General features: G+C 43.4%; 17 protein-coding genes and 1 pseudogene. 8 read left to right on the forward strand and 10 right to left on the reverse strand.

Going from position 1 to position 13,788, the window contains the following annotated elements; genetic code table 11:
* Positions 1-54: 54 nt before the first annotated feature.
* Positions 55-717, reverse strand: a complete 663-nt coding sequence (locus tag RMY27_RS11310; RefSeq protein WP_289797597.1) for an ATP-dependent Clp protease proteolytic subunit — start codon at positions 715-717, stop codon at positions 55-57.
* A 238-nt stretch (positions 718-955) separates the two neighbouring features.
* On the opposite strand from RMY27_RS11310, the gene RMY27_RS11315 reads away from it, so the two are divergent.
* The 4 genes from RMY27_RS11315 to RMY27_RS11330 all read left to right on the forward strand — a co-directional run bounded on the left by RMY27_RS11315 (position 956) and on the right by RMY27_RS11330 (position 4,182).
* A complete protein-coding gene (locus RMY27_RS11315) occupies positions 956-2,212 on the forward strand; it encodes a VWA domain-containing protein (protein ID WP_322663197.1) in 1,257 nt (418 codons plus the stop codon).
* Positions 2,209-3,489 carry a VWA domain-containing protein gene (locus tag RMY27_RS11320; RefSeq protein ID WP_322663199.1) on the forward strand — a complete coding sequence of 427 codons (1,281 nt, stop codon included), beginning with the start codon at positions 2,209-2,211 and terminating at the stop codon, positions 3,487-3,489. Before RMY27_RS11315 ends, RMY27_RS11320 begins: the two co-directional genes overlap by 4 nt.
* Positions 3,490-3,627: 138 nt before the next feature.
* A complete protein-coding gene (locus RMY27_RS11325) occupies positions 3,628-4,026 on the forward strand; it encodes a hypothetical protein (RefSeq protein ID WP_322663201.1) in 399 nt (132 codons plus the stop codon).
* Positions 4,027-4,050: 24 nt separating this feature from the next.
* Complete coding sequence (locus RMY27_RS11330; protein ID WP_322663203.1) at positions 4,051-4,182, forward strand: hypothetical protein; 132 nt, start codon at positions 4,051-4,053, stop codon at positions 4,180-4,182.
* 51 nt (positions 4,183-4,233) lie between these two features.
* On the opposite strand, the gene RMY27_RS11335 is transcribed toward RMY27_RS11330, so the two are convergent.
* The 6 genes from RMY27_RS11335 to RMY27_RS11360 form a co-directional block, all read right to left on the reverse strand.
* Positions 4,234-4,533, reverse strand: coding sequence for a DUF5615 family PIN-like protein (locus RMY27_RS11335; protein ID WP_322663205.1), 300 nt, complete (start codon positions 4,531-4,533; stop codon positions 4,234-4,236).
* Complete coding sequence (locus tag RMY27_RS11340; protein WP_322663207.1) at positions 4,508-4,609, reverse strand: DUF5615 family PIN-like protein; 102 nt, start codon at positions 4,607-4,609, stop codon at positions 4,508-4,510. The genes RMY27_RS11335 and RMY27_RS11340 overlap by 26 nt, the downstream gene beginning before the upstream one ends.
* Positions 4,593-4,835: a DUF433 domain-containing protein gene (locus tag RMY27_RS11345; RefSeq protein WP_322663209.1), complete on the reverse strand. Its 243-nt coding sequence runs from the start codon at positions 4,833-4,835 to the stop codon at positions 4,593-4,595. Before RMY27_RS11345 ends, RMY27_RS11340 begins: the two co-directional genes overlap by 17 nt.
* A 48-nt stretch (positions 4,836-4,883) precedes the next feature.
* Entirely contained in the window at positions 4,884-5,255 is a 372-nt protein-coding gene (locus RMY27_RS11350) for a hypothetical protein (RefSeq protein WP_322663211.1), read from the reverse strand.
* A 302-nt stretch (positions 5,256-5,557) separates the two neighbouring features.
* Entirely contained in the window at positions 5,558-6,571 is a 1,014-nt protein-coding gene (locus RMY27_RS11355; RefSeq protein ID WP_322663213.1) for a phosphotransferase enzyme family protein, read from the reverse strand.
* Positions 6,572-7,228: 657 nt separating this feature from the next.
* Positions 7,229-8,155 carry an AraC family transcriptional regulator gene (locus RMY27_RS11360; RefSeq protein ID WP_322663214.1) on the reverse strand — a complete coding sequence of 309 codons (927 nt, stop codon included), beginning with the start codon at positions 8,153-8,155 and terminating at the stop codon, positions 7,229-7,231.
* A gap of 239 nt (positions 8,156-8,394) precedes the next feature.
* Here RMY27_RS11360 and RMY27_RS11365 point away from each other — a divergent pair, with 239 nt between their 5' ends.
* Entirely contained in the window at positions 8,395-8,931 is a 537-nt protein-coding gene (locus tag RMY27_RS11365; protein ID WP_322663216.1) for an alpha/beta hydrolase, read from the forward strand.
* On the opposite strand, the pseudogene RMY27_RS11370 reads toward RMY27_RS11365, so the two are convergent.
* Positions 8,909-9,502: pseudogene (locus tag RMY27_RS11370) on the reverse strand (Uma2 family endonuclease); the annotation flags it as partial. The gene RMY27_RS11365 and the pseudogene RMY27_RS11370 overlap by 23 nt on opposite strands.
* 46 nt (positions 9,503-9,548) lie before the next feature.
* Positions 9,549-9,806 carry a hypothetical protein gene (locus RMY27_RS11375; protein WP_322663218.1) on the reverse strand — a complete coding sequence of 86 codons (258 nt, stop codon included), beginning with the start codon at positions 9,804-9,806 and terminating at the stop codon, positions 9,549-9,551.
* Between the two features lie 592 nt (positions 9,807-10,398).
* On the opposite strand from RMY27_RS11375, the gene bioU reads away from it, so the two are divergent.
* On the forward strand, positions 10,399-11,418 hold the full coding sequence (gene bioU, locus RMY27_RS11380) for a (S)-8-amino-7-oxononanoate synthase BioU (protein ID WP_322663220.1): 1,020 nt from the start codon (positions 10,399-10,401) through the stop codon (positions 11,416-11,418).
* Positions 11,419-11,604: 186 nt separating this feature from the next.
* Positions 11,605-12,564 (forward strand): alpha/beta fold hydrolase, encoded by a 960-nt coding sequence (locus RMY27_RS11385; protein WP_322663222.1) that lies wholly within the window; start codon positions 11,605-11,607, stop codon positions 12,562-12,564.
* Between the two features lie 50 nt (positions 12,565-12,614).
* On the opposite strand, the gene RMY27_RS11390 is transcribed toward RMY27_RS11385, so the two are convergent.
* Complete coding sequence (locus tag RMY27_RS11390; protein ID WP_322663224.1) at positions 12,615-12,980, reverse strand: BON domain-containing protein; 366 nt, start codon at positions 12,978-12,980, stop codon at positions 12,615-12,617.
* A 268-nt stretch (positions 12,981-13,248) separates the two neighbouring features.
* On the opposite strand from RMY27_RS11390, the gene ilvN reads away from it, so the two are divergent.
* Complete coding sequence (gene ilvN, locus RMY27_RS11395) at positions 13,249-13,767, forward strand: acetolactate synthase small subunit (protein ID WP_322663226.1); 519 nt, start codon at positions 13,249-13,251, stop codon at positions 13,765-13,767.
* Positions 13,768-13,788: the final 21 nt, after the last annotated feature.

Raw genomic sequence — 13,788 nt, forward strand, 5'->3', positions numbered from 1 at the left:
ACTCAGCACTCAGCACTCAGCACTCAGCACTCAGCACTCAGCACTCAGCACTCACTAGAGGACACTGGCAGGGAGTGGGGGATTTGCGAGTTCTTCTTTCTCAAAAACTCGGTCAATCAAGCCGTATTCCTTCGCTTCGTAAGGTGTTAAATATAACAACCGATCCATGTCTTTAGTAATTTTTTCTGGAGCCTGTCCAGTGGTGCGATGTAAGATATCAACTAACGCCCCTTTATTTACCAAAACTTCCCTGGCGCGAATTTGAATATCCGTTGCTTGACCTTGGGCGTAGCTCTTGGGCTGATGCAGGATAATCGAGGAGTGAGGCAAACTAGCGCGGCAACCTTTTGTACCAGCACTCAGAAGCATCGCTGACATACCCATCGCGGAACCGACGCAGATGGTATGGATAGGAGGTTTGATATATTTCATGGTGTCATAGATGGCGAAGGCTTCGGTTTCAAAGCCAATGGGTTCGCCACTGTAACCGGAAGTGCCGGTGGAGTTGATATAGATTTTAATCGGTTTTTCGGGGTCGTCGGATTGCAAAAACAGCAATTGGGCCACGATTAATTCCGTGACAGCAGGCACCAGAGGCATCCCAATATAGACAATTCGCTCCTTCAATAAGAGGGAAGGTAAATCTGGCGGTGGTGTCCGGTAAAAGTTATCGCCGTAATATGGGGCTTGAACAGCCTTAATTGGGGAAATGTCCATAGCAACTGATCGCCTGAAACTATGCCGTTAACTGTAATACATCCTAGCGCGATGCCAGTCTTCCTTAAGGTGCGGATTTCTCCCTAATGCTGAAGGTGGCTTCGCATCTGCCAATGCTTGGCTTCTAAGATATTCTGATTATATTAGTGTATTTATGTTAGATAAGTTTTCCGTAGAGCTAAAGTAGTGCTTTGAAGTTATTTTTTAATATGTATATCCTGAATAGGGACTCTGAGTTATGAAGGTTAATTTGCAGCCTGCCTTGAATGATGGTAATTTGGACGCAAATCAACTGAACAGTCAACGTCAGTTGGGAATTTCGATTTCGGCGATCGCAGAAAATCAAGACCGCCATGTACCCCTAAATTTATGCTTAATTCTCGATCATAGTGGTTCTATGAATGGGCGATCGCTAGAAACGGTGAAAAAAGCCGCGAATCGTCTGGTAGATAGACTCAACCCTGGCGATCGCCTCAGTGTGGTAGTTTTCGATCACCGGGCCAAAGTCTTAGTACCCAGTCAAAGTATCGAAAATCCAGAGAAAATCAAGCAGCAAATTAATCGCCTAGCCGCCGATGGTGGAACTGCAATTGATGAAGGACTCCGTTTGGGGATTGAGGAGTTGGCGAAGGGCAAAAAAGATACTGTTTCCCAAGCCTTTTTGTTAACCGACGGGGAAAATGAACACGGTGATAACAATCGCTGTTTGAAATTCGCCCAATTGGCTGCTAGCTATAATTTGACTTTAAATACTTTGGGATTTGGTGACAACTGGAACCAAGATGTTTTAGAAAAAATTGCCGATGCTGGCTTAGGTACTTTATCTTATATTCAAAAACCCGAACAGGCGGTGGAAGAGTTTAATCGCCTGTTCAGCCGCGTTCAAACCGTGGGATTGACTAATGCTTATCTGTTATTTTCCCTGATGCCCAATGTCAGGTTAGCGGAACTTAAACCTATCGCCCAAGTTTCCCCAGACACAATCGAGTTACCACTGCAACAAGAAGCTGATGGACGTTTCGCTGTGCGATTGGGAGATTTAATGAAAGATGCAGAACGGGTAATATTAGCTAATATTTATTTGGGACAATTGCCAACAGGTGAACAAGCGATCGCTAATGTGCAAGTCCGCTACGACGATCCAGCCGCCAACAAAGTAGGTTTAGTTACACCAAATATCCCAGTTTATGCCCATGTAGTCAAAAATTACCAAGCAGACCCGAATCCCCAGGTGCAACAGTCTATTTTGGCATTAGCGAAGTATCGCCAAACCCAGCTAGCCGAAACGAAATTACAACAGGGCGATCGCTCTGGTGCGGCGACAATGTTACAAACGGCTGCGAAAACTGCCTTGCAAATGGGAGATACAAGTGCAGCGACAGTGTTGCAAACTTCTGCCACCCAGCTACAATCTGGTGGAGATTTATCTGAAAGCGATCGCAAGAAAACCAGAATTGTCTCCAAAACAGTTTTGCAAGATACCCCTCCTCAATGAAAGTTAAATTGCTCTCGGCGTTAAATGACAATAATGTTGATATTGCTCAAACAAGTAGCCAACGTCAATTGGCAATTACAATTTTTGCGCTCGCTGGTGAGTCTGACAAAAATCTACCACTCAATCTCTGCTTGATTTTGGATAAAAGTGGTTCCATGCATGGACACCCAATTAAAACGGTGATCCAGGCTGTGGAAGGATTAATCGATCGCTTGAAAGTAGGCGATCGCATTTCAGTTGTGGCTTTTTCCGGTTCTGCGGAAGTCATAATCCCCAACCAAGCGATCGAAGACCCCGAAACCATCAAATCTCAAATTAAAAGCAAACTGACTGCTAGCGGCGGCACTGCGATCGCTGATGGTTTGGAATTGGGAATTACAGAACTGATGAAGGGTACAAGAGGCGCTGTTTCCCAGGCGTTTCTGCTTACAGATGGACATGGTGAAAGCGGTTTGCGGATTTGGAAGTGGGATATTGGGCGGGATGACAGTAAGCGCTGTCTGAAACTGGCGCAAAAGGCTGCCAAACTTAACCTAACTATCAACACTTTCGGATTTGGCAATAGCTGGAATCAAGATATGCTAGAAAACATTGCCGATGTCGGTGGTGGTACTTTAGCTTATATTGAACGTCCCGAACAAGCTGTGGAGCAATTTAGCCGACTGTTTGGACGGATTCAATCGATTGGGCTAACTAATGCTTACTTGCTGTTATCTTTAGTGCCCAATGTCCGATTAGCAGAATTTAAACCCATTGCTCAAGTTGCCCCAGACACAATCGAGTTACCAGTGGAACCCGAAGCTGATGGTAGCTTTGCTGTGCGTTTGGGAGATTTGATGCAGGATGTAGAACGGGTAGTTTTGGCAAACATTTATCTGGGACAATTGCCAGAAGGTAAACAAGCGATCGCTCATCTGCAAATTCGTTACGATGACCCGTTGGTTAACGAAGAAGGTTTACTTTCGCCCCTCATGCCAGTGTATGCAGATGTAGTGCGGGCATATCAACCGACATCTAATCCCCAGGTGCAGCAGTCTATTTTAACATTAGCAAAGTATCGTCAAACCCAGTTAGCCGAAGCGAAATTGCAACAAGGCGATCGCACTGGTGCAGCTACGATGTTGCAAACAGCTGCTAAAACCGCTTTACAAATTGGAGATAAAGGTGCAGCGACAGTGTTGCAAACTTCCGCCACTCGTTTGCAAGCTGGAGAAGAACTTTCCGAAGCAGACCTTAAGAAAACTAGGATTGTATCAAAGACCGTTTTACAAGAATAGTAAAAATTCAGCGTTGCTGATTAACGGTGAGCGTGTAGAGTATTTTCAATTTAAAAATGGGCATATTAAATTCTAATGGATATCCAGAAAAAATCCGTTTGATAACTAGTTAGCTAGCAATGGCAAGCAGGTCAGCACATGAAGTTGTACGACAGAGACTACACGATACTCACCTCTGACGAAGAAGCAGAATTCCGCTCGCTCAAGGAGCAGGAGGTCGTTACCCCCAAATTTAGAAAGTCGCTTTTTCATAAGTACCCTAAAGCTGCACGCCACTATATCAGCCTGTTGCCAAACAACTACATGGACATTGTTGATCTTCAAGATCGTGTAGAACTCAATAATAAACTTGCTTGCTTCCAACAAATGCTTGAGTCGGAAGATGTCGATGAACGCAGTATTTTAAAATTCATTAGCGAACATCGCGCCTACTTCATCATTGGCTCACTTCTTAGTAAGTATTTTCATTTTGGTCACCACGCAACTTGTCTTTTCCCTGAGTTTCAGCTCGGCAATTCTTATCGACCGACTACTTAATTATTGGTCAGAGTTCAGGCGGCCATGAGTTTGTCTTTGTTGAACTTGAATTACGAAATTGGGCGCGAAGAACGTATGGACACAAACATTTTGCTATTACATTACGACAACCTTATTGACACTGCTGCTGATGTAATCGGTAGACAAACTTATTGAATCCTGGCTAACAAGTCGATAAAACGGATGGTTGAAAGACTATCCGAAAGGTTAGACATCAGGCAACAACGGTAAACGACGGATACGAATACGGCTTGGCTCAACTGTTACGGCTGCTCCTTGCTCCAAATCCTCTTCACACTCAGCGATTACTGTCAGCAACAAATTCGCTAATGCTTGAGAACGTAACCTTTCAATACGAATGCGAATGACTGAAGGAGTAATTGCTTCATGAAGCGCTAGCAATGTATGAAAATCTGCATCAAGTGTAGCAACAACACGTCTCTCTTCTCTAGCTCTCTGGATGATTTCTGCATCTTCAGCTTCAAGACATCCCAATTTCACCCACATGGATGGTGTCGATACCTGCATCACGTAGCAATGCTGCCGCAGAGAGTGGTAATCCCTGATCAAGCAACAGTTTCATAGCGGTTAGGTAGTTCAATGATGCGATCGCTCAAGTAGGACGATGCAAAAATTAAGGCTTGCTGAATATCTTCATCTTCTAATTCGGGAAACTCCTGGCGCAGTTCTTCTCGATTAGGATAAGTAGCTAATAACTCAATCACTCGACGAACGGTAAGCCGAAGATTACGAATACAGGGCTGTCCATTCATGCGATTGGGATTGCTGGTAATGCGATCTAATTTCATGGAAGTAACCCTAGCTCCTGATGAAAATCATCGTCAATATATATTGCTTCATACCAAGTTAATGAAAAACGATTGCACTCCAAGCAAAATTTTATAGCAAGGAACAAGAAATAAGGCTTCTGCCACTAAAATAGAAAAATCATTCACGAGCGTTGTACTTATGGGTAATGAAGTTGAACTACTTGAACACTGGCGACAACTCACACCCCAAAAGCAACAAAAAGTTTTGGAGTCTGTTGAACTACTTAAATCTGAGCCATAAACAACACCCGCAGAATCTGATTTTGTCCCACAAACACCCTTAGCTAAAAAATTATGGTCGATCCGACAACGAGCGATCGCTGCTGGATTGCAACTTCGTAAACGTTGACGAAATTGAACTTGAACTTGCTGAAGGTCGCGGTGGATTCCGTGAGTCATAAGAAAACTTACATAGACTCTGGTGTTGTACTCATCACCGCTTTCTGTGGCATTCAGTCAGTTAGCATTGTAGCTCATCAAATTCTTAACGATGAAAATCTGGAGTTTGCCTCAAGTAGGTTCGTTCAGTTAGAGTCTTGCCTAAAGCAACTTTTAACAAGCAACAAAGGCGTTGCAGAATTTTACGAAATATTTATTTAGTGCTGTCATCCACTGCCATTTTGCTTGCGGAAAACACTAAAACTTGATGAACTCAGCGAAGTATTGGCAAACCCAATTAGGCGAGGCGAAATTGCAATGCCTTAGTATTTATCAAGCAGAAATGATTCGCCCTGAAGATACAGATGAACGTGTTCTTTGACGATATACGGCACAGTTTCTGAAATCCACTTATGCTCTTGTGGATTATTTACATGAAAAGAAAGTACTTCAATCAGCGCCATGATAAAGAAACCTTCTGTAATCTGTAAGTAATGTTCAGGTAGCTTATGAATAGCTTGATAGCCTTTAAAAAAGGAAGGTCTGACAGTGGGAAGTAAATATTGAAGCGAACTTGCAATATCGTAAAGATAGTATCCAAAGCCACAGCGAGCAAAATCGATTGGACGGAATTCCTCGTTGTGCAATAAATAGTTGCCCTCATGAAGATCAGCGTGAATCAGTCCCCAGACATTTTGTGTCTGACCCAGTGTTTCTATCATTCCTTCAACTTGACAAGCCGCCGTTTCGAGGGTCTTGTAATCTTCTGCTGAAATCAATTCTTGTAATACTGCTGGATAAAGTGCCAAAAGTGCTGCTTGCAGCCGATTCTGATCGTAGGCTGGGCGAACAAAGTTTTCTGGCAGTTGCCACTGACTACTATGCTGGTGCAATCTAGCTAGCAATAAACCGAGTTGGTAAGCTTGTTCTGGAGTTCGTTCTCCGTTCAGGTTATTGCCATCAATCCAATGCAGCAGTGAGCAATAAAACATTTCTCCGGTCTCATCTAAAACTTGAGTGAGCCATCTATCTTGTAGATTTTTTACTGGCTCCTGCACAACCATCTCTGTGTCATGACGCAAGGCAGTAAGCCACAAAAGTTCTGACTCAATCACCTGTGGTTTTTGCCATATATCGCCTTGTAGCTTAGATATTGGTTGATGAATACGGAGAAGAAATTTTTCCGCTTGTGTTTTTATACAGAAGGTTACGCTTCCACTATGACCTAAAAAATAACGCTCTACTTGAGCTATATCATATTGTGCAATGGCAGCTTTCGCTATGTAGTCATAGATGTTATGCTGCATTTTTCCTATAACATCTTGGTTAATATGCATACTCTAATCTTAAGTCCCACCGATCAATTTGCGATCGCGCCCTTACAGATAACCTAAGCAACACAATTAGTTATTGGAATTGTTCTAGATATCCACCTTATCAACCAATCGCAAGCTTTCGGCTAAAGCATACACCAAAATGAATGCGGAAATTACTTAAATAAACAAGCAAACTGGGGTTTGAGAAAGTAAAAGCTTGTTTTGCTTGCGGAAAACACTAAAATGAGAAAGCAAACTGGGGTTTGAGAAAGTAAAAGCTCTTTTTACTTGCGGAAAACACCAAAATGAGAAAGCAAACTGGGGTTTGAGAAAGTAAAAGCTCTTTTTGCTTGCGGAAAACACCAAAATGAGAAAGCAAACTGGGGTTTGAGAAAGTAAAATGCCATTTTGAGTAAGCAATATGCCTTTTTGCTTATTGAATATGAAGTTTTGAGTAAGTAATAAGCCTTTTTGCTGATTGAATATAAATTTAAGTTAAATATGCGAAAGTTTAGACATCCGGCAACAACGGTAAACGATGGTGTCGATACCTGCATCACTTAGCAATGTTGCCCCAGAGAGTGGTAATCCTTGCTCAAGCAACAATTTCATAGCGGTTAGATAGTTCAATGATGCGATCGCCCTACTTAGACGATGCAAAAATTAAAGCTTGTTTTTTTATTGCCCTAAATTGCTGCGAAGCTTGGCGATGTCACGATGCGGGGGAATACCAAATAGTTTTTTATATTCCCGGCTGAAATAAGACGGGTCATCGTAACCGACGCGAAAGCTGGCGATCGCCACGTCCATGTTTTCGCCGAGCATCAGACGGCGCGCTTCCTGAAGCCGTATTTGTTTTTGGAACTGCAAAGGACTCATCGCCGTGACAGACTTAAAATGTTGGTGAAAGCTTGACACGCTCATGCCGAGTTCGCGGGCTGTATCTTCGATTTTCATCGGCCGATCAATATTCTCGCGGATTTGCTTGACCACCTTGGAGATGCGCTGTGCGTCGCCTTCGGTAGTGATAAGCTGACCCAGGCGTGCGCTCTGTTTTCCCTTTAAAAGCCGATAGATGATCTCGCGAATGATCAGCGGCGCGAGAAACTTCATTTCGTCCGGCGTGTCAAATAGTTTCACCAATTTGACGACCGCTTCCAGCAAATTGGCATCAACCGGGCTGACATCCATCGCCTTGACTCCGGTGCCGCTTTTGTTAGTTTCGATGCCAGATTCAATCATCACCGCAGCAACAAGTGCCGGATCGAGGTCTATCCGAAGATTCAAATAAGGTTTTTCCTCGGACGCTTCGACGACATTACTCATAATCGGCAAATCAAGCGTCGAGATTAAGTAATGACCGGAATCATAGTGAAATAATTCATCGTTCAAAAGCACATCCTTGCTGCCCTGCGCGATGACGCAGAAAGCGGGCTTTAATACGGATACCTGGCTCTCGGTCGGTTTCGACGATTGATATATGAAAATACCTGGAAACACTTCCAAAAGGCTGTTTTCGGGAGCGAGACGAATCATTCTTTCGATCAGCTCTTCCCGATTGATCTGCATCTTTCGCTTTTCAAATTCTGCTTCTTTTGGGTTCATAAATTTATATTAAACATTTTGTTTCTGTTCAGCACCTTGCATAGCGATTTTTTGGAGAATTGTCCGGTTTTTTTCGATGAACGTCCTCACGCTATCTGTTTTCACGCCTGCATAATTGGACTTATACAGCAAACGGTAGAAACGCTGCTGATAAAACCAGATTGATATTTGGAGAAATTTCAGATTAATAGAGCAGCAATTTCATGTGTAAATCTCACAATGAAAAGGGGAGAAATTATATGAAATCTATATTAATTTTACCGATGATGGCTCTGATGATCTGCGGGCAAGCTTACACACAAACAGAACAAAAAGCACAATCAGAAAAAACAAAAGAAATGGAACAAATAACACTACAGGGATATACAACTTTTCAGGTAAGCGACAACGTTACGATGTATAAGGTTACTTTTAAAAACCAATACAAAATGAATGTTGCGGGACATTTATTTATTCCCAAGAATTTAGATCGGAGTAAAAAACATTCGGCGATCGTTGTTGGGCATCCTATGGGAGCTGTAAAAGAACAAAGTGCCAACGTGTATGCTGCAAATATGGCTGAAAGAGGGTTTGTGACTTTATCTCTTGACTTGTCTTTCTGGGGTGAGAGTGAGGGCGAACCACGCAACGCTGTTGCGCCTGATATTTATTCTGAAGATTTCAGTGCAGCAGTTGACTTTCTTGGGACACGTCCATTTGTTGACAGAAACCGAATCGGAATAATTGGAATTTGTGGTAGCGGAAGCTTTGTTGAATGTCATCTAACTGAAGTTTAATACCGGGTAAAAGTAGCGAGTTAATTAATTGGTTGAGTCGGTATTGTTGTTGAGTATAGCTGTCTTCAACCAATTGACAAACGGTGAATGTAGGTTGTTTGGGTTTCCCAATAAATGCTACACCGCCTAATCCTCGATAATCGACAATCCAATATTCAGGGATGCCTAAAAGCGCATATTCCTCAACCTTTCTTGCATAGTCAGTTTCCCAATTAGTGCTAACAACTTCCACCACCAATTTAATTGACCGTCCAAGAGTAATTACGGGTTCTCGCTCCCAAAGGGGTTCGCGATCAAGAACGGTTTCATCAAGAACCACAATATCAGGACGACGAACTGTAGCTGTATCTGCAAAGGGGTAAATTAAACAAGTGCGAGGAATAAACCAGGGGAGTTGTTCTGCAACAAGGTAGATGCCAATTTGGGTTGCAAGTTTGCCACTCACCGTTTCATGCGGGCCAGTGGGTTTTATGTCAATTAGTTCTCCATCTGCTAGTTCATAGCGGGGATTGTCTTGATATTGGGAGATAAAATCTTCAAATGTGAGAGCTTTTGGGGAGATATATGTCATGAAAGTCAATCTCCTGAAGACAAGTTATTTTGATTCTAAGTCAACTTTACGGCATGAAATTTACTTGGTTGTTTGGAGGACAGTAAATACTTCTACCAAAAGAATCGCCAGTTTCAGCATCCCTTACTTCCACAAGTTTAGCGTTATCAGTACAGACACTTCTACCTCTAGACATTCTTAACTCACCTTGGACAAAACCAGTCACTATCCACACCATTCGGTTGTTGGAAATCGATGATTTGTATTCTCCTGTTTTGGCTGCAAATTCTTCGTATGTTGTAAGTTTGGCTTCTGTTATTTGCATCTTACTAGACTTTTTAATAGCGCTTTCAATCGTCATCAAACGGCTTGCTGGTAAGCTATTATTTGCAGGATATTCGTACTTTTGAGTTAAATGGTATTGGTTGATTGACTGGCTTTTTTGTCTGTAATGGTTTAGCTGTGACTGTCTGCACTAGCAATAAATTAGTGGTGTTAGCAAATAGAAAAGCAGATAATGAAGTTATTGTAAAAATATTAACTTTAGTGCAAATGCGCTTCATAATGCTCAGAATTTTAACAACTTCCTACCACTTTAGGCGATCGCCTCCGTGAGTGTTTGCATCATCGTGCCAGAAACTCTATTGTGTCAAAGCTTCAAGTTTAGCCAGTATTATTAAGCCTTCCTCTCGGTTGCCAGTTGCGGCCATTGGTTTAAATCTGATATATTCCCAGTCAAAAAACTCAAAAGCGATCGCTAGTAGATAAATATCTGCAATATCCAGCCAAAGAACCCAGGATAATGAATCATAATTAATCTCTATAGCTTTGAGTTATCAGCCATCAGCCACCAGTTACCAGCCGGAAGCTGAGATGCCGAATAATCAGGGCTTTTGATTCAACTTAACGAATTGACTATGAATTCTGAACAAATCAAAAATTCTCTAAATATTTCGCCAGCGATACGTGTAGGAGTACTGGGTTTTGGCGGACTCGGACAAGCAGCCGCTAAGGTAGTTGCTGGCAAACGAGAAATGATTTTAGTCGCAGCAGCAGATCAAAAAGGCTACGCTTATGCTGATGACGGTTTAAATACCCAAGAATCCATTGCAACCTATCAGTCCCAAGGTTCGGTGGGTTATTTAGAGCCAATTGGTACATTAACAAATCAAAGTATTCAGGATTTAATCGAAATAGCTGAAGTAGATGGGTATTTTTTGGCTTTACCCAACCTGCCAAATGATTTTATTCCCAATGTCGCCAAGGAATTTATCAAATCTGGTTGGCGTGGGGTATTAGTAGATGCGATTAAACGCACCACTGCTGTAGAACAACTCCTAGCGATGAAAGAGGAACTGCAAGCCGCCGGGATTACTTATATGACAGGATGCGGTGCTACCCCTGGACTATTAACAGCAGCAGCAGCTTTAGCCGCCCAAAGTTACGCCGAAATTCATCAAGTTGAAATTACCTTTGGGGTGGGAATTGCTAACTGGGAAGCTTACCGCGCCACTGTTCGGGAAGACATCGGCCATATGCCTGGTTACACAGTAGAAGCTGCTAGGGCGATGACTGATGCAGAAGTAGAAGCACTACTAGATAAAACTAATGGCGTGCTGACCTTGAAAAATATGGAACACGCTGATGATGTGATGTTAGAAGTAGCCGGGATAGTAGGGCGCGATCGCGTTACAGTTGGTGGTGTAGTCGATACCCGCAATCCCAAAAAGCCTCTCAGCACCAATGTTAAGGTAACAGGACGTACCTTTGAAGGAAAGATTTCTACCCATACATTTACTCTCGGAGATGAAACCAGCATGGCAGCAAATGTCTGCGGCCCTGCCTTCGGCTATCTCAAAGCTGGTAGACAATTGCACCAACGCGGCATCTATGGAATATTCACCGCAGCTGAAATTATGCCCCAATTTGTTAGGTAAATAGGGGACTGGGGAAGAAGCAGGGGAGCAGGGGAGCAGGGGAGCAGAGGAGAAGTTGCAGTAAGTTTTCCCCTCTGCCCCTCTGCCCCTCTGCCCATCCGCCCCTCTGCCTTTTGTACCCAATCCCCAATCCCCAATGCCCAATTCTTATAATGGTATTTCAGTGCTGATAAATCGGAGGTAAGTGTGACCACTACGGTACACTGGCAGGAACGAGTTGGTAATCAAAGAGATTGGATTTGGCGTGGTTGGCAAACTCGCTACACTTACATTCGCCCTAGCCAAAGTCACCACCATACAACACCGCTAATTCTGTTACATGGCTTTGGCGCTTCCATTGGTCATTGGCGACATAATTTAGAGGTGTTGAGTGAGCATCACACAGTTTACGCCATAGATATGTTGGGTTTTGGCGCTTCTGAAAAAGCCGCAGCTAATTACAGCATCGAACTCTGGGTTGAACAGGTTTACGATTTCTGGAAAACATTTATCCGTCAACCAGCAATATTAATAGGCAATTCCAACGGTTCACTGATTTCGATGGCCGCCGCCGCCGCCCACCCGGATATGGTGCTGGGTATGGTAATGATGAGTTTACCCGACCCGTCATTAGAACAAGAAGCGATTCCTCCTATGCTGCGCCCACTCGTCACAGCAATTAAAAATGTTGTTGCTTCGCCGTTGATTCTTAAACCTGTATTTAACTTCGTGCGCCGTCCTGGGGTGCTGCGCCGCTGGGCACGTCTTGCCTACGCTAACCCAGAGGCGATTACCGATGAACTGATCGAGATTTTAGCAGGGCCTCCCCAAGATAGGGGTTCTGCGAGGGCGTTTAGTGCTTTGTTCAAAGCTGCGATCGGAATTAACTTTAGTCCTAGTGTCAAGACAGTCTTACCAACCTTAACAATTCCGATGCTTTTGATTTGGGGACAAAAAGACCGATTTGTGCCGCCAGCCCTAGCTAGCCAATTTGCCCAATATAACGAGAAGTTGGAACTGCTAAATCTGGAGGATGTAGGGCATTGTCCCCATGATGAATGTCCAGAACAAGTTAACCAAGCGATTTTAGATTGGATTGAGAGATGGATTGGCGTAGGCGTTGGCGTAGCCTCTCGTAGAGAAGCCCGCCGCAGGCATCGCCATTAGTTGTTCCCTAAATATTTTATGCAATGGGGGTGCGATCGCATTAGCAGTAACTAGCCAATCGTCGCTTGGTTAGTGTCAACATCTGTAGCACCATTTACAGAACGCGCTACAGAAACCATCTTATTAAGAATTTCTTGACTGGGGACTTTACCTTTCAACACCACAGTGCTACCTGTCTGAGCCACCCAAAGGGTATTAACATCGTCGAGTTGGGGGTCTTGATCGAATGCCAACGCCACCCGCTTTGCTAAACCACTTTGGTCATATTCTCCGCTCAAACCCAGCCGTTCTGGGGGTATCGGTTGCGTAGCAGTAGCAACATTAGCACTAGGCGCTTGCTGTACAGCCTGTGGAGCCGGATTTACTTCTGCATTTTCAGGTTTTTCCATTCCAAACAATCTTTTTAACCAACCCATAAAACTTTTCTCCTATTACCGACTTATGAAATCTGAGTATAAAAGTTTTACAAAAATGCCGCATCTGCCAATAAAAAGATATTCATTCAGTGAAATTACTTCTTGCGATATGATTTCTAGACAATTTCTCCATTGAGAATGCAACGAGTGCAACGCTTAAGTTTACAATAGGAGGTCGCACTGTAAATTTAGTGCGGTAGTAGGTCTAGCATTGCCCTTAGCTAGTATCTGCGTTACTCAATTCCTGCTCTAGCCTCTGTTGGCGAAGATGAAACATACCCTTTCAGTTCTCGTAGAAGATGAGGCGGGTGTTCTTTCCCGCATATCTAGTTTATTTGCGCGTCGCGGCTTTAATATTGAAAGCCTTGCTGTTGGTCCTGCTGAACAAGGAGGAGTCTCCCGAATTACAATGGTTGTCCCTGGTGACGATCGCGTGATCGAGCAACTCACCAAGCAACTATACAAGTTAGTCAATGTCTTAAAAGTCCAGGATATTACCGAAACTCCTTGTGTAGAGCGGGAATTGATGCTTTTGAAGGTGAATGCTAGTACCAGCAATCGCTCAGAAGTGATCGAACTGTCTCAGATTTTCCGGGCGCGAGTCGTGGATGTGGCGGAAGATTCTCTCACCTTAGAAGTTGTGGGAGATCCAGGTAAACTCGTAGCGATCGTGCAAGTATTACAAAAATTTGGTTTGAAAGAAATCGCCCGCACTGGCAAAATTGCCCTAACTCGTGAATCAGGCGTGAATACCGAGTTACTCAAATCTTTGGAAGCAAAGGTTTAGTTGCAAATTTAAATCAAGACT

Origin of the sequence: Nostoc sp. DedQUE09, assembly GCF_034530915.1 — a bacterium.
GTDB lineage: Bacteria > Cyanobacteriota > Cyanobacteriia > Cyanobacteriales > Nostocaceae > Nostoc.